General features: G+C 44.0%; 19 protein-coding genes. 12 read left to right on the top strand and 7 right to left on the bottom strand.

Annotated features, from left to right (window positions below; all coding sequences use genetic code 11):
- Positions 1-119 precede the first annotated feature (119 nt).
- From abc-f to ACFQZI_RS04180, 5 genes are all read left to right on the top strand, one after another.
- Positions 120-2,042, top strand: a complete 1,923-nt coding sequence (gene abc-f / locus ACFQZI_RS04200) for a ribosomal protection-like ABC-F family protein (protein ID WP_377138825.1) — start codon at positions 120-122, stop codon at positions 2,040-2,042.
- 76 nt (positions 2,043-2,118) lie between these two features.
- Positions 2,119-2,550: a hypothetical protein gene (locus tag ACFQZI_RS04195; protein ID WP_377138823.1), complete on the top strand. Its 432-nt coding sequence runs from the start codon at positions 2,119-2,121 to the stop codon at positions 2,548-2,550.
- An 86-nt stretch (positions 2,551-2,636) separates the two neighbouring features.
- Complete coding sequence (locus tag ACFQZI_RS04190) at positions 2,637-3,896, top strand: type IX secretion system plug protein (protein WP_377138820.1); 1,260 nt, start codon at positions 2,637-2,639, stop codon at positions 3,894-3,896.
- A gap of 72 nt (positions 3,897-3,968) precedes the next feature.
- Positions 3,969-4,502, top strand: a complete 534-nt coding sequence (locus ACFQZI_RS04185) for an acyl-CoA thioesterase (RefSeq protein WP_377138817.1) — start codon at positions 3,969-3,971, stop codon at positions 4,500-4,502.
- A 32-nt stretch (positions 4,503-4,534) separates the two neighbouring features.
- On the top strand, positions 4,535-5,056 hold the full coding sequence (locus ACFQZI_RS04180; protein ID WP_377138814.1) for an O-acetyl-ADP-ribose deacetylase: 522 nt from the start codon (positions 4,535-4,537) through the stop codon (positions 5,054-5,056).
- Between the two features lie 68 nt (positions 5,057-5,124).
- On the opposite strand, the gene ACFQZI_RS04175 is transcribed toward ACFQZI_RS04180, so the two are convergent.
- On the bottom strand, positions 5,125-5,532 hold the full coding sequence (locus tag ACFQZI_RS04175) for an EVE domain-containing protein (protein ID WP_377138812.1): 408 nt from the start codon (positions 5,530-5,532) through the stop codon (positions 5,125-5,127).
- A gap of 161 nt (positions 5,533-5,693) precedes the next feature.
- On the opposite strand from ACFQZI_RS04175, the gene ACFQZI_RS04170 reads away from it, so the two are divergent.
- Positions 5,694-6,245 (top strand): PAS domain-containing protein, encoded by a 552-nt coding sequence (locus ACFQZI_RS04170; protein ID WP_377138810.1) that lies wholly within the window; start codon positions 5,694-5,696, stop codon positions 6,243-6,245.
- Between the two features lie 21 nt (positions 6,246-6,266).
- Positions 6,267-6,650, top strand: a complete 384-nt coding sequence (locus tag ACFQZI_RS04165) for a hypothetical protein (protein WP_377138807.1) — start codon at positions 6,267-6,269, stop codon at positions 6,648-6,650.
- 8 nt (positions 6,651-6,658) lie between these two features.
- Here ACFQZI_RS04165 and holA read toward each other — a convergent pair whose 3' ends face one another.
- Positions 6,659-7,678, bottom strand: coding sequence for a DNA polymerase III subunit delta (holA, locus tag ACFQZI_RS04160; protein WP_377138805.1), 1,020 nt, complete (start codon positions 7,676-7,678; stop codon positions 6,659-6,661).
- A gap of 124 nt (positions 7,679-7,802) precedes the next feature.
- Between holA and ACFQZI_RS04155 the strand changes: the two genes are divergently transcribed.
- Positions 7,803-8,255, top strand: coding sequence for a type I restriction enzyme HsdR N-terminal domain-containing protein (locus tag ACFQZI_RS04155; protein ID WP_377138802.1), 453 nt, complete (start codon positions 7,803-7,805; stop codon positions 8,253-8,255).
- Here ACFQZI_RS04155 and ACFQZI_RS04150 read toward each other — a convergent pair.
- Together ACFQZI_RS04150 and ACFQZI_RS04145 are read right to left on the bottom strand one after the other, a co-directional pair.
- Complete coding sequence (locus tag ACFQZI_RS04150; RefSeq protein ID WP_377138800.1) at positions 8,252-10,063, bottom strand: ATP-binding protein; 1,812 nt, start codon at positions 10,061-10,063, stop codon at positions 8,252-8,254. The genes ACFQZI_RS04155 and ACFQZI_RS04150 overlap by 4 nt on opposite strands.
- A gap of 108 nt (positions 10,064-10,171) precedes the next feature.
- The gene (locus ACFQZI_RS04145; protein ID WP_377138797.1) at positions 10,172-12,811 is read right to left on the bottom strand and encodes a valine--tRNA ligase; all 2,640 of its coding nucleotides are present in this window, start codon (positions 12,809-12,811) and stop codon (positions 10,172-10,174) included.
- A gap of 418 nt (positions 12,812-13,229) precedes the next feature.
- On the opposite strand from ACFQZI_RS04145, the gene ACFQZI_RS04140 reads away from it, so the two are divergent.
- The 3 genes from ACFQZI_RS04140 to ACFQZI_RS04130 all read left to right on the top strand — a co-directional run bounded on the left by ACFQZI_RS04140 (position 13,230) and on the right by ACFQZI_RS04130 (position 17,588).
- Entirely contained in the window at positions 13,230-15,299 is a 2,070-nt protein-coding gene (locus ACFQZI_RS04140) for a M13 family metallopeptidase (RefSeq protein WP_377138795.1), read from the top strand.
- Between the two features lie 149 nt (positions 15,300-15,448).
- Entirely contained in the window at positions 15,449-16,135 is a 687-nt protein-coding gene (locus tag ACFQZI_RS04135; protein ID WP_377138793.1) for an OmpW/AlkL family protein, read from the top strand.
- Between the two features lie 118 nt (positions 16,136-16,253).
- Positions 16,254-17,588 carry a rhodanese-like domain-containing protein gene (locus ACFQZI_RS04130; protein WP_377138790.1) on the top strand — a complete coding sequence of 445 codons (1,335 nt, stop codon included), beginning with the start codon at positions 16,254-16,256 and terminating at the stop codon, positions 17,586-17,588.
- Positions 17,589-17,604: 16 nt separating this feature from the next.
- Here the strand turns inward: ACFQZI_RS04130 and ACFQZI_RS04125 are convergent, their stop codons facing one another.
- The 3 genes from ACFQZI_RS04125 to ACFQZI_RS04115 all read right to left on the bottom strand — a co-directional run bounded on the left by ACFQZI_RS04125 (position 17,605) and on the right by ACFQZI_RS04115 (position 20,331).
- Complete coding sequence (locus tag ACFQZI_RS04125; protein ID WP_377138788.1) at positions 17,605-19,320, bottom strand: GMC oxidoreductase; 1,716 nt, start codon at positions 19,318-19,320, stop codon at positions 17,605-17,607.
- Positions 19,321-19,400: 80 nt separating this feature from the next.
- Positions 19,401-19,955 carry an arylesterase gene (locus ACFQZI_RS04120; protein ID WP_377138785.1) on the bottom strand — a complete coding sequence of 185 codons (555 nt, stop codon included), beginning with the start codon at positions 19,953-19,955 and terminating at the stop codon, positions 19,401-19,403.
- Positions 19,956-19,983: 28 nt separating this feature from the next.
- Positions 19,984-20,331: a hypothetical protein gene (locus ACFQZI_RS04115; RefSeq protein WP_377138782.1), complete on the bottom strand. Its 348-nt coding sequence runs from the start codon at positions 20,329-20,331 to the stop codon at positions 19,984-19,986.
- A 195-nt stretch (positions 20,332-20,526) separates the two neighbouring features.
- Between ACFQZI_RS04115 and ACFQZI_RS04110 the strand changes: the two genes are divergently transcribed.
- The gene (locus ACFQZI_RS04110) at positions 20,527-20,679 is read left to right on the top strand and encodes a hypothetical protein (protein ID WP_377138779.1); all 153 of its coding nucleotides are present in this window, start codon (positions 20,527-20,529) and stop codon (positions 20,677-20,679) included.
- Positions 20,680-20,710 lie beyond the last annotated feature (31 nt).

The raw sequence follows: 20,710 nt of genomic DNA, 5'->3' as shown, positions 1-20,710 counted from the left end.
CGAAAAGACTAATGCTGAAAGCCAAATGCAACAAAGCTTCACGATTTTAGGTGATTACGCGTTAGGCTTAAAGCTTTCTGCTTTCAGCTCTCCCCTCAAAATCGTATCTTTGCGGCCAAATGATCGCTATAAATAACCTTACGTTCGAGATTGGTGCACGGGCCCTGTATGATGATGCTAACTGGCACATAAAGCCGGGCGAAAAAATTGGCCTTATAGGCGCAAACGGCACGGGTAAAACCACACTGTTAAAGATCATTGTGGGCGATTACACGCCTACATCGGGCACCATTTCTATGGCTAAGGACCTCACCATGGGCTATCTTAACCAGGATCTGCTGTCGTACTCGTCAGACAAGAACATTGTACACGTTGCTATGGAAGCATTTGAGCGCCAAAACCAACTGCATGATGAAATCGAGGTACTTCTTAAAAAACTGGAAACAGATTACACCGAAGACCTGCTGCACAAACTAAGCGATAAACAGCACGAGTTTGAACTGCTGGACGGCTATAACATCGAATATAAAGCACACGAAATTCTCGCAGGTTTAGGTTTCAGCGAAGCCGATTGTCAGCGTAAACTGAGCACCTTCTCGGGAGGGTGGCGCATGCGCGTGATGCTCGCCAAGATACTTTTACAGGCACCCGACATCCTGCTACTGGATGAGCCTACCAACCACCTTGATTTACCATCAATACAGTGGCTGGAGGACTATTTGAAGGCCTTTAGCGGCGCTATCATCATCGTATCTCACGATAGGTGGTTTTTAGATAAAGTGATAAACCGCACGGTTGAATCGCGCAAAGGTAAGCTAACCGTTTACGCGGGTAACTATTCTTTTTACCTGGAAGAGAAAGCCCTGCGTGCCGAAATACAGCGTGGAGAGTTTAAAAATCAGCAGTCGAAAATAAAACAGGAGGAACGCTTGATAGAACGTTTCCGTGCTAAAGCCTCAAAAGCTAAAATGGCGCAATCGCGCATTAAGATGCTCGACAAAATGGAACGGGTGGATGATGTGGATGATGATAATCCTGAGGTTAACTTCAGCTTCCGTTTTAGCAAGCAATCGGGCCGCCACGTGGTTACTTTAGAACATATCACCAAAAAATATCCCGGTATTGATATCCTTGATGATGCGGAAGCCATTATAGAAAAAGGCGATAAGATAGCATTGATAGGTGCTAACGGTAAAGGTAAATCTACCTTGTTGCGTATTGTTGCCGGTGCCGATAAAGATTTTGGCGGCACGGCTGTAACCGGCCATAATGTTACCCAAACATTCTTTGCACAGCACCAGTTAGAAAGCCTCCACCTCGAGAACCAGATATTGCAGGAACTGCAATCCTTTGCCCCTAAACATACCGATACGGAGCTACGCTCGATATTAGGTTCGTTCCTGTTTACGGGTGATGATGTATTTAAAAAGATAAAGGTGCTATCGGGTGGCGAAAAATCGCGCGTAGCGCTGGCCAAGGCCCTTACCGCGGATGCAAACTTTTTGGTGCTTGATGAGCCTACCAACCACCTGGATATGGCTTCGGTAAATATCTTGATCCAGGCGCTGCAACAGTACGAGGGTACGGTGATCGTAGTATCTCACGACAGATACTTCCTTGATAATGTGGCCAACAAGATCTGGTTCATCGAAAACCAAAAGATAAAACAATACCCGGGTACTTACGCCGAGTATGATGAGTGGAATGCCAAACGTAAGCTCGACCCTAAGGCAGAAACGCCGGCTCCACAGCCAAAAAAGGAAGAGAAAAAGCCTGAGCCTACAAAGCAGCCACAAAGTGAAAACAAAACCCAGCAGCTAAAAAAGCTTAACCAGGACCTGACTAAAATGGAAGAGCAGATAGCGGTTTTGGAAAAGGATGTAAAAGAATTAGAAGTAAAACTGGCCGACAATAGTATTTACAACCAGGCTGCAAAACTGCAGGAAATGACCGATGCTTACCAGCTTAAAAAGCTTACCTTAAGAGAGCAACAGGCCCGCTGGGAAGCATTGGCTGAGCAGATAATGGAATTAGAAGCTTAATAAATACAAAGGCAGTTGCGAAAGTAGCTGCCTTTTTTGTTTAAAGATTTTGTAGCTTTAAGTTCTAAATCGAACCATGCCCTTGCCCTATCGCTACAAAAAATTAACGTACTGGATCTTATTGACCAATTGCCTGATCATTGTTGGAGCCGGACATGGTGTTGCCCCTATGATTTTCTTTGAGATTTTTGTTCCGTTTAATCTTGGGGCTGATGGGTTTGAGTTTTGTATTGGTAATTGCAATTACGAAAAATCAATATTATTGTCAGCTATTTTATGCTTTTGCGGCCAAATACTTTTACTAATTGCCAATAGCGAAGAATCACGTGTTACAAGAACATTTGGCCTGGTGTTTATGTGGCTTGGGCTTTATAATTTATGCCATAATTTTGATGACATGGCAGGAATAACACTCTCTTTTGCTTTGCCATTTATTGTTACAACGCTTTACTTTTTGTTTTTTTCTACTAAGGATGTAATTGATCGGCGGAAAGCAAACGAATTATAATTTCTGCCGTTGTTGGTGTTGTCACCAACAATAACTCGCCCCGAAATAATTTCGATACCATAACGTTTTGTTGGTATATTGTATCGATGAAAAATTTCTACGTTTTTATTCTTTGCCTGTTTGCAAGTGTTGCCGGCTTCGCGCAAAACGCACCATTTGATAATAACGTTTACAAGCACGAGATAAAAAGCGTTGAGTTTTATAATTCAAAAAAGGCGGCTTCTTTCCCGGCTATTGATCTTGGCGGCCGCGAGACCGTTACCCTTGGTTTTGACGATCTGAGCGGCGCCAGTCGTACCTTCAATTACACTATACAACATTGCGATGCCAACTGGAACCCGTCGCGCTTGTCCCCTGCCGAGTATTTGGAAAGCTTTACGGATGATAGATTGAACGATTATACCTATTCATCGGGCACTTTCCAAAAGTACACGCATTACGAAGTGAAGATCCCTAACCGCAACATCATCCCAAAAGTATCCGGCAACTATATCCTGAAGGTTTATGAAGATGGCGACCCGAATAACCTGATCCTTACCCGCAGGCTGTACGTGGTGGGCAAAAGGGTTTCGATGAGTGCTAATATCATCAGCTCCAACAACGTGGCCTTAAGGCGTACCAATCAAAAGGTAAACTTTACCATTGATTACAGCGGTTTGGCGGTGCAGAACCCAAATACCGATATCCGTGCTTTTTTAATGCAGAACGCGAGGATAGAGACAGGTTTCATGAACAATGTGCCCACTTACATCCGCGGTACGCAGCTGGTTTATAATGATGTAAACATTAACGACTTCCCCGGGCGCAACGAGTTCAGGCATTTTGATACGAGGACGCTTAAGCTAAACTCGGAACGGATCTCTAAGATCTATAAAGATACTGCCAACACCGTTATGTTGCTGGGCGACCCGAACCGCAACCTGCCAAATTATACGCTACTTTATGATATCGACGGTAAGTTTTTCATCCTGAACCAGGACGGCAACGATGCCCGCCGCGACGCGGATTATGCCCACATGTATTTCAGTCTGTTCATCAGCAAATCGCCGGATGATGGCGCGCCTTACATTGTAGGCCAGTTTAATGATTATAAGATTGACGACCGCAGTAAACTTACTTTTGACAGCCGTGGCCGCTGGTACACCGACTTGCTCCTTAAACAGGGCGTTTACGATTACCAATATATTTGGGTGAATAAAGCCACTAACAAACCAGATGACACCATTTTAGAGGGCAACTATTTCGAGACTGAGAACGAATATCAGTTGCTGGTTTACTACCGCCAAACCGGCTCACGTTACGAGCAATTGGTTGGATACAGCTTATTGAACACTGCAAAGCCCTAACCAGCTGCACAAAAGCTTTGGCTATAAGAGTTTTAGAAACGATACTTTCCGCTTAAATTTTATCTTTGCAGCATGAAAGGAAAATCGTCTAAAGAATCATTCACCATCATGAACGAATTGGTATTGCCCAACGATACCAATACCCTTAACAATTTAATGGGGGGCCGTTTGCTGCATTGGATGGATATCGCGGCAGCCATATCGGCACAAAAGCATTGCAACCGTATTGTGGTAACCGCTTCTGTAGATAATGTTTCTTTTCAGCATCCAATTAAACTGGGCGATGTAATTACAATTGAAGCTAAGGTTTCACGCGCGTTTACTACCTCTGTTGAAGTAAGGCTTGATGTGTACGCCCAAAACATACCATCCGGTACGAAGGTAAAAAGTAATGAAGCATATTACACTTTTGTCGCGTTAGATCAAAACGGCCGCACTATTCCTGTCCCCCCAATGTTACCCGAAACAGACGAGGAAGTAGAGCTGTACGAAGGCGCTCTCCGTCGCCGGCAGTTACGTTTAATATTGGGCGGCAAGATGAAACCGGATGATGCTACCGAATTAAAAGCTTTATTTTTTGGCGCGGTAGAAAGTAAGAAAAACTAAAACATCCTATCCGTACGATAGGTTATCCGTACATGGATAAGCGCGTAACACTACAACAGGGAGATATTACCAAATTACAGGTTGATGCCATTGTGAACGCGGCTAACAGTAGCCTCATGGGTGGTGGCGGAGTTGATGGCGCCATACATCGCGCGGGCGGTAAAGAAATACTGAACGAATGCATTAAGATAGTTAACCGACAGGGCGGTTGCAAAACCGGCGAGGCTGTGATAACCACCGGTGGCAACCTACCTGCCAAATATGTAATACATACGGTTGGCCCGGTTTGGGGCGGCGGCAATCGTAAAGAGGAACAGCTGCTGGCAAACTGTTATATAAACAGCCTCAAGATAGCTGTAAACAATAACGCCCAAACCATTGCATTTCCCAACATAAGCACGGGCGTTTACCGTTTCCCTAAAGATAAAGCGGCAGCAATAGCCGTTAAAACAGTGCACGAATACTTACAAAACAACGCTACCATTAGCGAAGTAATATTTATATGCTTCGATGATGAGAATTATAATTTATATAAAGCTTTGCTGGGTTTATAGAATAAAAATCGCACAGATTTTACACCCCATGCTCTTTGTGATAACCACTGTTGGCTCTGTGGTTAATATCAAGCTCCCGCCAATTCCAGTATCCTGTCAAACTCTTCGCGTTTCATACCCATTACAGATAGGCGGCCCTGCCTTACCAGGCCAATATCTTTCAGGCGTTCGTCGGCTTTTATCTGCTCCAGGGTTACCGGTTTTTTTAGGGATTCAACAGGTGCCAGGTCTACCACTACCCAATTAGGGTCTTCGGTAGTGGGGTCCTGGTAAAACTCCTTTACAACCTTGGCTATCCCAACAATTTCCTTCCCTTCGTTGCTATGATACCACATTACCAGATCGCCCTCTTTCATCAGCTTAAGATTATTACGCGCCTGGTAGTTACGTACGCCGTCCCAAAAAGTGCGGCCTTCCTGATTAAATTTTTCCCAGCTATATTTAAACGGTTCACTTTTTACAAGCCAATGGTTCATGTTACGTGTCTCTTAAATAATGCGCCAAATTAGGGATTTTGTGAGAAAAAACTTAGTAATTTATGCGGAGTAATAGTTATAGCACGCACTATTAATTTATAATAAATCTTATCAGTAGATTTTATATCATTGTAATAACAACACTTGGGACATGAATTAATATGCCGCTGCAAATACGTAATGATGACGCAAGCTTTGAGGTGCTTTTTCACAACAATCCTAACCCCATGTGGATCGTTGAGGTGGATACCTTGCGTTTTAAAGAAGTAAACGAGGCTGCTATAAAACACTACGGCTACTCGCGTAACGAATTTTTGAACAACATTATCCTGTCAGATATCCGCCCGCCTTACGAACGCCCGGAAATGCTCACGCTCATTAAACGTATTAAGCATAACCAAACCATTAAGCACGACCTTACCCACGTTAAAAAGGATGGCACAAATATATTTGTACACATTACTTCTTATACGGTCGATTATTATGGTAGTTTCTGTAGAATGGTGATCATTCATGATATAACCGAGCAAAAACTTAAAGACATAAAACTTACGGAGGCTGTAAATAAAATAAAGGAAACGTTAGAAAGCATAACCGATGGCTTTATAACCCTTGATAACAAACTGAGGGTTACCTACTGGAATAAAGAGGCCGCGCGCATCTTATCAATAAGCCAGGATACGGTGCTGCATAAAACACTTTGGGAACTTTAGCCCTATTACAAAGAGCTGGTGGTGTTTAAACAATTTAACGAGGCATTAACCACCCACCAAACCGTTAAGTTTGAAGAATATATAGCGCCATTAAAAAAATGGGTTTGCTTTACGGTATACCCTAACGATGGCCTCGCAGTGTATTTTCAGGATATTACCGGGCAAAAGCATGGCGAGGAATTAATAAACCTCAAAAACGCCAGCCTCGATCAAATAGCACACATTAATTCACACATCATCCGCAAGCCTTTAGCTAACATCCTGGGTATCATTAACTCGTTAGAAGATATGCCCTGCGACGAAGAGCATATGGCCGAGCCTATAAAACTGTTGAAACTAAGCGCTACTGAGCTTGACCATATTATTATGGATATAAACAGCAGGGTAGAAAATACAAGAAAGTGATTGACTTATTAATGCAGGATCTTAAACACAAGCTCCTTCATCAAACCGCCATGGTCGGTGTTTGATTCTACACCTTTGCTTTTCAGGTCGTACTCCCGCAGGTAACTTATCACCTGGAATACTTTACCAAGGCTGTAGTTACGTGCCGCCTGCTCATAATCCTTTAAAAAGTATGGGTTAACGCCCAATTCTTTAGCGGCGTTGCCTTTATCTTTAACATAATGATAGGCCAGCACCTTGCTGAAAAAGTTATTCAGGTTACCCAGTACCAATACAATGGGGTTGGCTTTAGGGTTAGCTTCAAAATAATTTACAATTTGGTTCGCCTTGTAAACATCCTTTCGGGTAAGCGCGCTCTGCAGTTCAAAAACATTGTACTCCTTACTAATTCCTATGTTGTCAGCGATCAGTTGCAAGGTTATCTCCTGCCCGGGGCTGATGTTAAGCATTAGCTTATCAAGCTCGTTGGCTATCTTAGATAGGTCATTTCCCAAATATTCGGATAGCATGGCCGATGCCTGCTGGTTTATTTTGTATTTTTTATCAGATACATAACCTTCAATCCATCCCGGGATCTTATTATCATATAAAGCGGTCGATTCAAAAACCAACCCGTTCTTTTCAATAGCCTTGTACGTTTTTTTCCGCTTATCAAACTTGCCGTACTTATAACAAAAAACCAGAACGGTGCTTGCCAGCGGGTTTTCGAGGTAGCTTAAAACCGGGTTGATGCCCTTCTTATCATCATCATCGCGGCCCCATTTCATATCCTGGGCTTCTTTTACCATTACAACCTGGTAGTCGCTCATCATGGGGTAACGCTTCGCGGCGTTTATAGCCGTCATAACGTCGGTATCTTTACCGTACAGCACGGTTTGATTAAAACCCTTCTCCTCATCAGATAACAGGTGATGCTCAATGTAATTGCTTACCAGGTCAATGTAATAAGGCTCCTCTCCATGCAGCAGGTACACGGGTTTAAGTTTGCGGTTCTTAAGGTCTTTAATGATTTCCGGAGCAGTAGCCATGGTTAAGTCAAAAGTAAAAAGTAAAAAATAAAAAGCCTTGCAATGTGGAGAATAAAGCCATTAATATTTGGGTGTTTTATAAATTCCCTTTTACTTTGGACTTTTTACTTGCTACTTAAAAAGAATGCTAACGCCGCTTAATCTTCCGCCCTATCCGTTTAAACTCACCGATGATAAAGGGCAGCTTACGCTTTTTGACGAGCTGAGGAAGAAAAACATTGTACTTACCCCCGAAGAATGGGTGCGCCAGCATTTTGTGCAGTTTCTTATCAGGCAAAAGCAGTATCCAAAGTCGTTAATAAAATTAGAGGGAGGCCTTAGGCTGCATGGCATGGCCAAACGCACAGATATTGTAGTATTTAACCCCTTTGGCGAAAAGATTTTATTGGTAGAGTGTAAAGCGCCGTCGGTAGCCATAACCCAAGCTACTTTTGACCAGGCAGCACGTTATAATATGGTGCACAAAGTAAAATTATTAGCGGTTACCAACGGCCTGCAGCACTATTACTGCAATATAGACCATGAAAATCAGACTTATAAATTTGTTGAAGAATTACCCGGCTATAAGGAGCTTTAATTATTTACAGTAGCAACAAGGTTCTGTATCTTTTCCATTAGCTCGTCCGGTTTAAATGGTTTGGCTACATAATCATTCATCCCGGCGTTGGTTACCTGGTCGCGAATATCAAATAAAGCCGACGCGGTTAATGCTATAATTGGCACATTAGCCTTAGCAGGGTCCGTCATCTTACGAATCTCCATCGAAGCATCAAACCCGTTCATTACGGGCATTTGCAGGTCCATTAGTATTACATCAAAATTACCGTACTGCATAATTTCAACAGCACGCTCGCCATTTTCTGCAATAGTTGGTACTATCCGCCATTTAGAGAATAGCTTTTTCATGAGCATTACGTTAACAGGATTATCTTCGGCTATTAAAACACGAAGGTTGCTGCCCGGATCCTCCACATGCGCCATTGCTTGCTGCTGCTGTGGGTCTGCCAGTTTCTCTTTAGCTATGGCCACCTCTGTAGCTACCGGGAACTCCATGTTGAATGAAAACTCCGACCCTTTATTTACCTTACTGCTAACATGCATCTGGATGCCCTGCAACTCGAGCAGGCGCTTTACAATTGCCAGGCCAAGCCCTGTGCCACCATATTGGCGGGTTGTGGTGATAGATTCTTGTGTAAATGGCTCAAATATGGTGTCCAGATTTTCTTTTTTTATACCGATACCTGTGTCTTTTACCGAAAAGCCAACCGTAATATTATTATGGCGGTCCTCCAAACAAGTTACCCTTACCAAAACATTCCCTTCAGACGTAAACTTAATGGCATTGCTTACCAGGTTAAATATAATTTGTGTTAAGCGGGTTGGATCGCCAAATATCACTTTTCGGCGTAAGGCGCTATCAATGTCCAGTTTAAATAATAACCCCTTTTCTTCCGCTTTGATGATTTGCCCTCCGCAAATATTGTGCATCAGGTCTACAAGGTTAAACTTTATTTTTTCAAATACGATCTTGCCTGATTCTATCTTGTTAAAGTCGAGTACATCGTTTACAATGGCCAGCAGATTGTTGGCCGAAAATTTCAATATCTCCAAATTCTCGCTTTGATCCTGCCTTGGGTTATTCATCAAAAGCAGGTTACTCATACCAATAACGGCATTTAACGGCGTGCGGATCTCGTGCGACATGGTAGACAAAAATTCTGACTGTGCCTGCGACGACTTTTCGGCTTTTTCGATAGCGCGTTCAAACTTTATGTTCAGCGCTGCCTGCTCCTCGCTGTTGTCTTTAAGTTGTTTGATGTTCTTTAAAAACGCGGTGTAAAAGTGGCTATGAATAAATATGATAAGTATAAAATTGGCAAACACAGCTATAATAGTTGTGGATTCGTCGGCAGTTTCGGGCTTAAAGTCTATAAAATAGTTATGGTCATATTTCATCACCATAAAAATCAATACAGGCAGCAGGTTTAATAAGGAGAAAAACATGCCCCAATTTTGCCCAAGCATGTAAAAACTGAATAGTATTACAAGAATTGTAATTTGAATGGGAATGATATTTACATCCTGCAGAATGACGAATACAGTAACCATATTCACTATTGTACCAATTACCAGCAACAAGTGCGATATGGTGCGCCAATGTGGTTTAAACGTAAGGTATTTAAATAGGGCAAATATTGCTACAAGTAACCCACCTGCCATAAGGGTCATGAAATGCAGGTTTTGAAGATAAACGCTAAGATACAGAGCCCCCAAACCTACAATGGCAAGCAGTAAACCAAAATATAACAAACGGATGCGGGCCTTATCAAGAATTGACAGTTCCCTTGTTAATATTTTGTTTATAGAAAGGTTAAAAAAGCCCACTTAAGTAACTGCCGGTATTTAATAATTAGTTAACTAAAAATATAAATAATTGTAGTAATATACACAATTAGCTATTGTTTAGTTAAGTACCAACAATTAATTGTGCAATTAGCCTGCCAATCCCCTTAAATTATCTTCAACAATTTTTAACCGGGCTTCTGCATCAGCTTTTTTCTTCTTTTCATTTTCAACAACCTCGGGCTTGGCGTTAGCCATAAAACGCTCGTTATTTAACTTTGCGTTAACCGATCTCAGGAAACCTTCGAGATAATCTTTTTCCTTAGTAAGTCGTTCGGTTTCAGCTGCCACATCAATTTCGATGTTAAGCTTTATAAAAAACTCGTCTGTGCCGGCTATAAAGCTGTTTGCACCTGCAACAACATCAGCAACGGTTGTTAGCTCGGTAATATTACCAAGCTGTTTTATTACGCCCTCGTAAGCCATATAATCTATCCCGGACGTGGTTTTAACAGCCAGGGGCAGTGCTTCTTTTGGTGAAAGCTGGTTGCTGTTGCGTATATTTCTTACCTGGGCAATAACCTGCTGTATCACTTCTATCTCGGCAACAAGGCGGGAATTTATTTCCCCAATTACTGGCAACTGTGCAACAATACAACAATCAAGTTGGGCGCGTGCGCCAAAAAGTTCATCGTGCCAAAGCTCCTCACTCAAGAAGGGCATGTAAGAGTGTAATACCTTTAATATATTCTCAAAAAATGCTACGGTAGCGTTGTAGGTTTTAGCATCTATCTTTTGTTTTTCTACACCTTGCTGGTAAACCGGTTTTACCATTTCCAGGTACCAGGCGCAAAAGTCGTCCCATACCAGTTTATATGTGGTCATTAACGCTTCTGATAAACGGTATTGCTTAAAGTCGCTATCAATATCAATCAAAGCCTGGTTAAAGCGGCTTGCAAACCATTCAATAGCTATCTGATTCTTAGGGGCGATACTCTCGTCAATCTCCCAACCTTTAACCAGTTTAAACGCATTCCAGATCTTATTGGCAAAGTTACGGCCCTGTTCGCAGTAGCTTTCATCAAACATCAGGTCGTTACCGGCAGGCGAACATAACAACATACCTACACGTACTCCATCGGCACCATACTTTGCAATAAGGTCTAATGGATCGGGCGAGTTACCTAACGATTTAGACATCTTACGGCCCAGTTTATCTCTAACAATACCGGTTAGGTAAACATTGCTGAACGGTTTCTGCTCGCGCAACTCATGGCCTGCCATGATCATACGCGCCACCCAAAAGAACAGTATTTCGGGAGCAGTTACCAAATCGTTAGTTGGATAATAGTAGTTTATCTCGGGATTATCCGGGTTACGCACACCGTCAAAAACCGATATAGGCCACAGTCCCGATGAAAACCAGGTGTCTAAAACATCCTCGTCCTGAGTAAGTTGATCTATAGTAAGCGATGCATCAATTTTGTGAGCCTCGGCCAAAGCTTCTTCCTTAGTTTTGGCTACAACAAATTCGCCGTTGGGTAGGTAGTAAGCCGGGATCTGCTGGCCCCACCATAACTGGCGGCTGATGTTCCAGTCCCTTACATTCTCCATCCAATGGCGATAGGTATTTATAAACTTCTCGGGGATAAGTTTTACATCGCCATTCAGCACATATTCTAAAGCGGGCTTAGACAGCTCGGGCATTTTGCAAAACCATTGCATGCTTAGCTTTGGTTCAATAGCTGCGTTAGTTCGTTCGCTGTAACCTATTTGCGAGGTATAATCCTCTGTTTTTTCTAACGCGCCGGCTTCTTCTAAAAGCACCGCTATTTTTTTACGTGCGATGAAACGGTCTTCGCCTACCAGTATCTGCGCCTTCTCATTCAGCGTGGCATCGTCATTCAATATATCAATTATCTGTAGCTTATGCTTTTGGCCCAGCTCGTAGTCATTCAGATCATGCGCGGGTGTAACCTTTAAACATCCTGTACCAAAATCCATAGTAACATACTCGTCCAATATCACCGGGATCTCGCGGTTGATCAGCGGGATAAACACTTTTTTGCCATGCAGATGCGTGTAACGCTCATCATTAGGGTTAATGCATATAGCCGCATCAGCCATGATGGTTTCGGGGCGGGTGGTAGCGATGGTTAAATGGCCGTCCTCCCCTGCTACTTTATACTTAATATAATAAAGCTTCTGATTTACTTCCTTCCGGATAACTTCTTCATCGCTAACCGCGGTTTTACCTTGCGGGTCCCAGTTTACCATGCGCACACCGCGGTATATCCAGCCTTTTTTATGCAGGTGTACAAAGTAGTCGATAACCGACTCGCTCATGTCCTCATCCATCGTGAATCGGGTACGTTCCCAATCGCATGAAGCGCCCAATTTTTTCAATTGTTCAAGGATGATACCGCCGTACTTTTCTTTCCACTCCCAGGCGTAGCTTAAAAATTCTTCGCGGCTTAGGTCCTTTTTATTGATGCCCCGTTCTTTTAACATGGCAACCACCTTCGCCTCGGTAGCGATACTCGCGTGGTCGGTTCCCGGTACCCAGCAGGCATTTTTGCCTTTCATGCGGGCGCGGCGAATGAGTACATCCTGTATGGTATTGTTTAACATATGGCCCATGTGCAGCACACCGGTAACATTTGGCGGAGGGATAACGATGGTATATGGTTCGCGCTCATCAGGTAACGACCTGAAAAAGTTATTTTGTAACCAGTAACTATACCATTTTTCTTCAGCTTCGGCAGGCGAATAGGTTTTTGCAATACTCATAGCCCGCAAAAATAACTATTTGGCGCTAATTGGGAATAGAGAAAATCGCACTAAACGCTCGTCAATTTACTCACCCGGTCTTTGCTTCGCTCGACCTCCTCTCTCTGCAAGCGGAAAGAAGATTTAGAATAAAGCCCCCTCTCCTTTGGAGAGGGCTGGGGTGAGGCTTTTAATCAATAACAATTATAAATTACGTTCCAGCCAAAATCAGCAACAATATTTTTACATGCAAACGTTTATTACATATAAACATTGTAACAGCTATGAAAACATTGCCTGTAAATCGTTTTTTGGCGGCTTTTATCAAAATGTCCCGCTTATCATTCCTCATCAATTGGTTTAACAAGTAGCTAATGCTGCGCCTTACAGTTGCCATGCGGCGGATAAAATAATTAACTTCACGTTTTACTGATTTATCATGAAACTAAAGTTAACCAACTTAATGCTGATGGGTGCCTTGTGTCTTTCGGCCAACGTTTTTGCCGCCACCGGCGACAAGTATCCCAAAACAAAATCACCAAACGATCCGCCAAAAAAATACATCGACCCGGCCAATATGAACCTGTCGGTAAAGCCCGGCGACGATTTTTTTGACTATGCCAACGGCAACTGGATAAAGCAGAACGCCATTCCTGCTAAAGAAACCCGCTGGGGCAGCTTCAACATTCTCCGCCAGGAAAATACCAACCGCCTGTTGGGCCTGCTTAACGAGGTTAGCAAAACACCAGGCCAGCCAAAAGGAAGCCTTAAACAGCGCGTGGGCGATCTATATGCCAGCGGTATGGACAGCCTTACCATCGAGAAGAAAGGCTACACCCCTATTACCGCCGACCTTGCCCGCATCAACAAAATAACTGATGTAAAAGGTGTTGTTAACGAGTTAGTTTACGAACGTGTTAACGGCATTGGCAGCCCGCTGTTTGGTTTTGGCGTTGGCCAGGATGAGAAGCACGTAGACCGCTACATTGTTACCCTGCGCCAGGGCGGCACCAGCCTGCCCGATAGGGATAATTACCTGAAAGATGATGCCCGCAGCAAAAAAATTCAGGATGCGTTAAAAACTTATATCACTACCTTGTTTACCCTAACCGGTACAGATGCGGAAACAGCGGCTAAGAATGCAGGTATCATCTTCGAACTGGAGAAAAGCCTGGCAAAATCGCAGCTAAGCCGCGTTGCACAGCGCGACCCAAATGCTACTTATAATAAATTATCGGTAGCCGATTTTAGCAAAACTACACCCCATTTAAACTGGGTGCAAATACTGCCGATGCTAAAAGCCGCTGGGCAGGACACCATTATAGTAGGCCAACCAACTTTTTTTAAAGATGCGGATGCGCTGCTTGCTTCTACCTCTGTTGAGGATTGGAAAACTTATTTGAAATGGAACATCCTACGTGGGTCGGCATCTTCCTTAAGCTCGCCTTTTGTAAACGCAGGCTTTGCATACAGCAGCGCACTTAGCGGCCAAAAAGCACAAACCCCGCGTAGCGAACGCATGAGCGGCCTTGTTGATGGCAGCATTGGCGAATTGTTAGGCCAGCTTTACGTAGAAAAGTACTTTACCCCGGCCGCCAAAAAATACATGATAGACCTGGTAAACAACCTTAAAGCGACCCTTGGCGACCGCATAAAACGCCTTGACTGGATGAGCGAAGAAACCAAAGCACGGGCCCTCAAAAAACTGGCTGCATTCCGTGTAAAAATTGGCTATCCCGATAAATGGGAGGCTTATGACGGCCTGGTAATTAACCGTGATGATTATGCAGGTAACTTAAGGCGCATTGCGGTTTGGCGTTATAACTTTAACGTAAGCCGCCTGGGCAAACCGGTAGACCGCACACGTTTTGGTATGACACCGCCAACCGTTAACGCATCATATAACCCAACCAATAACGAGATAGCTTTCCCTGCGGGGATATTGCAGTTCCCGTTCTTTGACTTTGGGGCTGATGACGCCGTGAATTATGGTGGTATCGGGGCGGTTATAGGCCACGAAATGACGCATGGCTTTGACGACGAAGGCCGACAGTACGATGCCGATGGAACCCTGCGCGACTGGTGGACCAAAGCCGATGCCGATAAATTTAAAACCCGTGCCGACCAGGTTGTTGGCCAATACAATGCCTTTACCGTGCTGGATACCATCCACGTAAACGGTAAACTTACCCTTGGCGAAAACCTTGCCGACCTTGGTGGTTTAAACGTAGCTTATGAAGCATACAAGAAAACCAAACAAGGCCGGTCTGACACTAAAATAGACGGTTTTACGCCCGATCAAAGGTTCTTCCTGTCGTGGGCGCAGGTTTGGCGTAGCGCGCAACGCCCCGAGGCAGCCGCGCAACGGATCCTTACCGATCCCCACTCGCCCGAGCAGTTCCGTACCAACGCACCCGTTGTAAATATGGATGCCTGGTACACCGCATTTGATGTAAAACCGGGCGACAAGATGTACAAGAAGCCCGAGGACAGGATAAAAGTGTGGTAGTGGTTACAAATTAGGGAACATACAGCCCGGTTGAGAGACCGGGCTTTGTTGTTTTATGAAATTATGATAACCATCACCTAACCCTGTGCCCGTCATCAGCCTATACATATTGTGCAGGGGATACTTTTGAACCAACAAATAAATATTGTATGAAAAAGTATCTTATCTTAACCTTCTCCCTGGTCCTGTTTTCAACTATAAATGTTTTAGCACAGGCTAAACACGAATGGGACATCCGTTTACGTGCCGCAGCTGTAATTCCGCAAGAAAGCGGAACTGTTGGTGTTATTGGCGGCAAGCCAACCCTTAGCAACTCATTTATACCCGAGCTGGATTTTACGTATTACTTCGCTAATAATTTTTCTGCCGAACTGATATTGGGCACAACCAAACATAAAGTATCAACACAGGCATCAGATCTTTCGGCCATTGGCGCAAGTTCATCGGCAGATGTAAACCTGGGTAAAGTTTGGCTGTTACCGCCCACCCTTACGTTCCAATACCATTTACCTGTAGGTAACTTTAAACCTTACGCAGGCGCAGGTGTAAACTACACCATATTTTATAACTCGGATGCCGGCCCCGTAGTAAAGGGAATTGATTACAAAAACAAATTTGCATTTGCTGCGCAACTTGGTTTTGATTACGACATCTCAAAAACCGTCTTCATCAACGCGGATGTTAAAAAACTACTTTTAAGCACAGATGTGGTTGTGGATGCATCAAACCTTACACCTGCTAATAATCCGTCATTATCACCGGTGTTACAGCATATACCGGCACATGTAAAAATAGATCCCTGGATAATTGCTGTTGGTATAGGCAAGCGCTTTTAATACCATAATGGCGGTAGGCTACCCGGGTAGATTGCCGCCATTATTATACTTCTGTTAGGTAATAGTTAACATCGGCATGATGTATAAAAATTCTATCTTTGCGGCACTGACACATCATATGATAATTCATCAATTTTACGACAAGGGGTTGGCGCATGCTTCGTACGCCATAATCCGCAGCGGCAGAATGGTTGTTATTGACCCTGCCCGTAACCCGCAGCCCTACTATGATTTTGCACAACTGCATAACGCGGATATAACCGGCGTTATAGAAACCCACCCGCATGCCGATTTTGTGAGCTCTCATCTCGAGATCCATCAAACTACAGGCGCGGTTATCTACGTAAGCAAACTCGCAGGCGCCGGATACCCTCACGAAACCTTTGATGATGGCGATGTGATACAACTTGATGACATTAAGCTTAAAGCGCTTAACACCCCCGGTCATTCGCCCGATTCTATCTGCATTTTGTTGGAAGATGAGAACGGCCGCGACTGCGCTATATTTACCGGTGACACGCTATTTGCTGGTGATGTCGGCCGCCCCGACCTGCGCGAAAACGTAGGTAATATTACCGCTAAAAAAGAAGAACTGGCCCGCCAGATGTACCATAGCACCCGCGAAAAACTAATGGTTTTACCCGCCGATGTTACTGTTTATCCTGCGCATGGCCCCGGCTCGCTTTGTGGTAAAAGCATGAGCCCCGACCTGCAAAGCAGCATTGGCAAAGAGTTGCGCGAAAACTACGCCTTGCAATTAATGGACGAGCTAAGCTTTGTAAAAACCCTGATGGCCGACCAGCCCTTTATGCCAAAATACTTTGGCTACGATGTAGAGCTGAACAAAACAGGCGCACCTAATTTTGAAGAAAGTATTGGCATGGTACCCCGCCCATCAACAGATATAGCATTGGAGAAAGGCGCATTGATAGTTGATAGCCGCGTTAAAAATGTATATCGCAGCGGTCATGTAAAAAACGCCATTAATTTGCAGGATGGCGAGAAGTTTGAAACCTGGTTGGGATCGGTAATTGGGCCCGATGAGCAGTTTTATTTAATAGCTGCTATAGACAAAGAACTGGAAGTTGTTATTGGTAAAGCAGCAAAAATAGGATACGAGAAAAATATAATAGCTGCCATTTTAACACCGGCTAATGCCAAAGAAAGATCTGCCGATATTGATTACGCGGATTTTAAAGCGCAGCCCGATAAATATACTATTATAGACGTACGCAATTGGGCAGAGATAAAAGGTGGCAGGATATTTAAAAACTCCCTTACCATCCCATTACCCGAACTACGTGAGCGTGTTAGCGAGATCCCGACAGATAAGCCTATTGTAGTGCATTGCGCCGCGGGTTACCGTTCTACGGCAGCGGCAGGCATTATAGAAGCAGCCGTAAGCAACGTACCCGTTTATGACCTGGGTGAAGCTGTTAATGATTGGAAATAGTTATTATCTGATACCTTTATAACCCTCCCCTTTTTAAAGTATCGGCCGCGTAGTTCGCGGCGCGGGCGGTTAATGCCATAAAAGTGAGCGATGGGTTTTGTGTGCCGGTAGAGGTCATGCAGGCTCCATCGGTTACAAACACATTGGGGCAATTATGTAACTGGTTCCATTCATTTAACATAGATGTTTTGGGATCACGCCCCATGCGGATGCCGCCTACCTCGTGAATATCCAGCCCGGGGGCCTGCTTGCTATCATTTGTGGCTATGTTTTTACAGCCCGCTTTATCCAGCATTTCTGCACCCTGTACCAGGAAATCTTTCAGCAACTTTTCATCGTTATCATCATAATCTACCGAAATACGCAACTGCGGGATGCCCCATTTATCTTTTTGATCTTTACTAAGGCTTACAAAATTGTTTTCTTTAGGTATAGTTTCCCCCTGCATCATCATATAAATACCCCATGGCCCCGGTTCGGCTATGGCGTCTTTAAATGCAGCGCCAACTTGCTCCCCTTCAGTAAAGTGTCCCCAGCCCGGCCGTGTTGCTGTATAGAAGGTCATATAACCACGCAAAAAGTCTGTTTCTTGCTTGTGCACATTCCTGAAGTTGGGCATCATCACAGCCGTTGGCCTGCGGCCATAATAGTAGCTATCCATCGGCCCGTCGAAACTTGCCGACATAGAGCCACGATAGTTATGGAACGCTATGTATTTACCCAACAGCCCATGATCATTCCCCAACCCGTTAGGGAACCTATTTGATGTAGAATTAAGTAAAATTAGGTTACTGTTTAAAGCGGCGGCATTTACAAAAATAACCTTAGCAAAATACTCTATAGCTTTGTTGGTATGCGCGTCGATCACCCTAACGCCAACGGCCTTTTGCTTTTTTTCGTCGTAAATTATAGAGTGTACAACAGAATCGGGCCGCAGGGTTAGTTTACCTGTTTTGGCAGCCCAGGGCAGTGTAGATGAGTTAGAACTAAAATAGCCCCCAAACGGGCAGCCTCTTTCGCAAAGGCTGCGCGCCTGGCACTGCCCCCGGCCTTGCTGCAAATGTATCTCTTTTGGTTTGGTAAGATGGGCGCAGCGGCCAATAATAACGTCACGGTCCTTATAGTGGGCCATGATGCGTTTTTGAATTTCCTTCTCCACTACGTTCATCTCCCAGGGTGGCAAAAAGTCGCCGTCGGGCAGGGTTTCAAGTCCATCACGGTTGCCGCTTATGCCGGCAAACTGTTCCACATGGGTGTACCAGGGTGCTATGTCATTATAACGGATAGGCCAGTCAACGGCAAAGCCATCGCGTGCAGGGCCTTCAAAATCAAACTTGCTCCAGCGCTGGGTTTGCCTTGCCCATAGCAGCGATTTACCACCCACCTGATATCCCCGGATCCAATCGAAAGGCTTGTCCTGAACGTAAGGATGTTCCTTATCCTTTACAAAAAAATGCTCTGTAGCTTCGCTAAAGGCATAGCAACGCCCTGTAATAGGGTTTTCTTGTTTAACCGTTAAAGGTAACTGGCCGCGGTGTGGGAAATCCCAGGGATTTTTAGTAGCCGTAGGGTAATCCTTTAGGTGCACTATATCCTTTCCACGCTCTAAAACAAGCGTTTTAAGGCCTTTATCACAAAGTTCTTTAGCTGCCCAGCCGCCGCTTATACCCGATCCTATAACTATAGCGTCAAAAGTATTAGCCGCAAATTCATTCGAATTTACATATGCCATTATAATTGGTTTTGGAAATTTGAAAGTAGCAATTGTAAATGATAAGAGCAATAAAACGCGCTTGCTTTAACGCTGGCCCGCTACAAAACACTTTTTAAAGCCGGCCAAACTGTTTCTGCTACTACTTTATATCCTTCGGCAGATGGGTGCAGCCTGTCCCAAAGATTAAGGTGCTTTACACCTGCTACGCCTGCCAACAAGAATGGTACAAAAGCTAAACGGTTATCTGCTGCAAGTTTTTTATAGATCCCGTTAAAGGCTACTGCGATATCGCCGCCCAAAAATACCGGGATCTCCATTCCCAACAGCACAATTTTTACCTGCGGATATTTACTTTTTACGTTATTGATAATAAGCTTGAGATTATGGGTAATGGTATTCGGCGGCACTCCTCTGCGGATGTCGTTTATGCCAAGCTCAAGCACAAATACATCAACAGGTTTGTTCAACCAATAACTTAAGCGGGACAAACCGCCCGAAGTTGTATCGCCACTTACGCCGGCGTTGATAACCTGATAATTGAATCCCTCTGCTTTAAGCTTAGTACCAATCAGCGCCGGGAATGATTCTGCCGCCGCGTTAGCGAGCCCATATCCGGCGGTTAAGCTATCACCAAAAAATAAGATGTTCTTCATCGGGTTAAAGAAAATTGACAAGGGTTTGTTAATCTATTCCCTCAACGCTCCACAAGCCGGAATGGTCGCGGTAGTGGGATATATTTTCAATTACCTCTTCCACTTCCTGCGATGTTAGTTCATCCCGGCCATCGGCGGTATATGTAAAAAGTTTGCCGGGGTCTTCAAATGTGATGTATCCTAAATAGTTGGGGTCGGTTTTGGTTTCAAGTAACAGTTCGCTTTCCTGCCTATACTCTTCATCCTTATCAAATCCTAAATCAGCGTAAATGTTATATGTATAAGTAAGTACCTGGTGGCCATCTACCTGCGCTTGCGTATTGGGGATGACTTTTACAGGTCTGTTATTTCCAACGGTAAAAAATATAGGAATCATGGCTGTGGTAATTTTATTAGTGACAAATGCTGAAACAAATGGTTTGCATAAAAATTCTTAACTTAACATGATGATAAACTTTACACTTACCAAAGGGCTATTTTTAGTTATAGCGCCTGATACTAAAAAGCTAGGTTGGTGATAAGCGATGGCAACACCGAATTTGCCTGCAGAAAAGAAGTTTTAAGTAAGCTAATGCGTTTCATACACGCCGACGAAGATGAAGCCCTGTTTAAAGGCCGCCTGCAACTTCGTAAAAGCGGAGATGATATTATTACCGTATTTAAAGGTGAGCCTGTTGGCAGTATCCCGGTAAGCGATCTTAAGGAAGCCCTTAACGCTCTATAGCGATTATTAGTCAACAAAAAAGCGGCTACCT

It is taken from the genome of Mucilaginibacter lutimaris, from assembly GCF_042676625.1.
In the GTDB taxonomy this organism is placed as follows: domain Bacteria; phylum Bacteroidota; class Bacteroidia; order Sphingobacteriales; family Sphingobacteriaceae; genus Mucilaginibacter; species Mucilaginibacter lutimaris.
This window is presented reverse-complemented; position numbering and strand designations above follow the sequence as displayed.

What these genes read in the sequence shown, in the direction of transcription:
- abc-f (WP_377138825.1), top strand. Translation starts at nt 120, where the DNA reads ATGATCGCTATAAATAACCTTACGTTCGAGATTGGTGCACGGGCCCTG.
- ACFQZI_RS04195 (WP_377138823.1), top strand. Translation starts at nt 2,119, where the DNA reads ATGCCCTTGCCCTATCGCTACAAAAAATTAACGTACTGGATCTTATTG.
- ACFQZI_RS04190 (WP_377138820.1), top strand. Translation starts at nt 2,637, where the DNA reads ATGAAAAATTTCTACGTTTTTATTCTTTGCCTGTTTGCAAGTGTTGCC.
- ACFQZI_RS04185 (WP_377138817.1), top strand. Translation starts at nt 3,969, where the DNA reads ATGAAAGGAAAATCGTCTAAAGAATCATTCACCATCATGAACGAATTG.
- ACFQZI_RS04180 (WP_377138814.1), top strand. Translation starts at nt 4,535, where the DNA reads ATGGATAAGCGCGTAACACTACAACAGGGAGATATTACCAAATTACAG.
- ACFQZI_RS04175 (WP_377138812.1), bottom strand. Translation starts at nt 5,532, where the DNA reads ATGAACCATTGGCTTGTAAAAAGTGAACCGTTTAAATATAGCTGGGAA.
- ACFQZI_RS04170 (WP_377138810.1), top strand. Translation starts at nt 5,694, where the DNA reads ATGCCGCTGCAAATACGTAATGATGACGCAAGCTTTGAGGTGCTTTTT.
- holA (WP_377138805.1), bottom strand. Translation starts at nt 7,678, where the DNA reads ATGGCTACTGCTCCGGAAATCATTAAAGACCTTAAGAACCGCAAACTT.
- ACFQZI_RS04155 (WP_377138802.1), top strand. Translation starts at nt 7,803, where the DNA reads ATGCTAACGCCGCTTAATCTTCCGCCCTATCCGTTTAAACTCACCGAT.
- ACFQZI_RS04145 (WP_377138797.1), bottom strand. Translation starts at nt 12,811, where the DNA reads ATGAGTATTGCAAAAACCTATTCGCCTGCCGAAGCTGAAGAAAAATGG.
- ACFQZI_RS04140 (WP_377138795.1), top strand. Translation starts at nt 13,230, where the DNA reads ATGAAACTAAAGTTAACCAACTTAATGCTGATGGGTGCCTTGTGTCTT.
- ACFQZI_RS04135 (WP_377138793.1), top strand. Translation starts at nt 15,449, where the DNA reads ATGAAAAAGTATCTTATCTTAACCTTCTCCCTGGTCCTGTTTTCAACT.
- ACFQZI_RS04130 (WP_377138790.1), top strand. Translation starts at nt 16,254, where the DNA reads ATGATAATTCATCAATTTTACGACAAGGGGTTGGCGCATGCTTCGTAC.
- ACFQZI_RS04125 (WP_377138788.1), bottom strand. Translation starts at nt 19,320, where the DNA reads ATGGCATATGTAAATTCGAATGAATTTGCGGCTAATACTTTTGACGCT.
- ACFQZI_RS04120 (WP_377138785.1), bottom strand. Translation starts at nt 19,955, where the DNA reads ATGAAGAACATCTTATTTTTTGGTGATAGCTTAACCGCCGGATATGGG.
- ACFQZI_RS04115 (WP_377138782.1), bottom strand. Translation starts at nt 20,331, where the DNA reads ATGATTCCTATATTTTTTACCGTTGGAAATAACAGACCTGTAAAAGTC.
- ACFQZI_RS04110 (WP_377138779.1), top strand. Translation starts at nt 20,527, where the DNA reads ATGCGTTTCATACACGCCGACGAAGATGAAGCCCTGTTTAAAGGCCGC.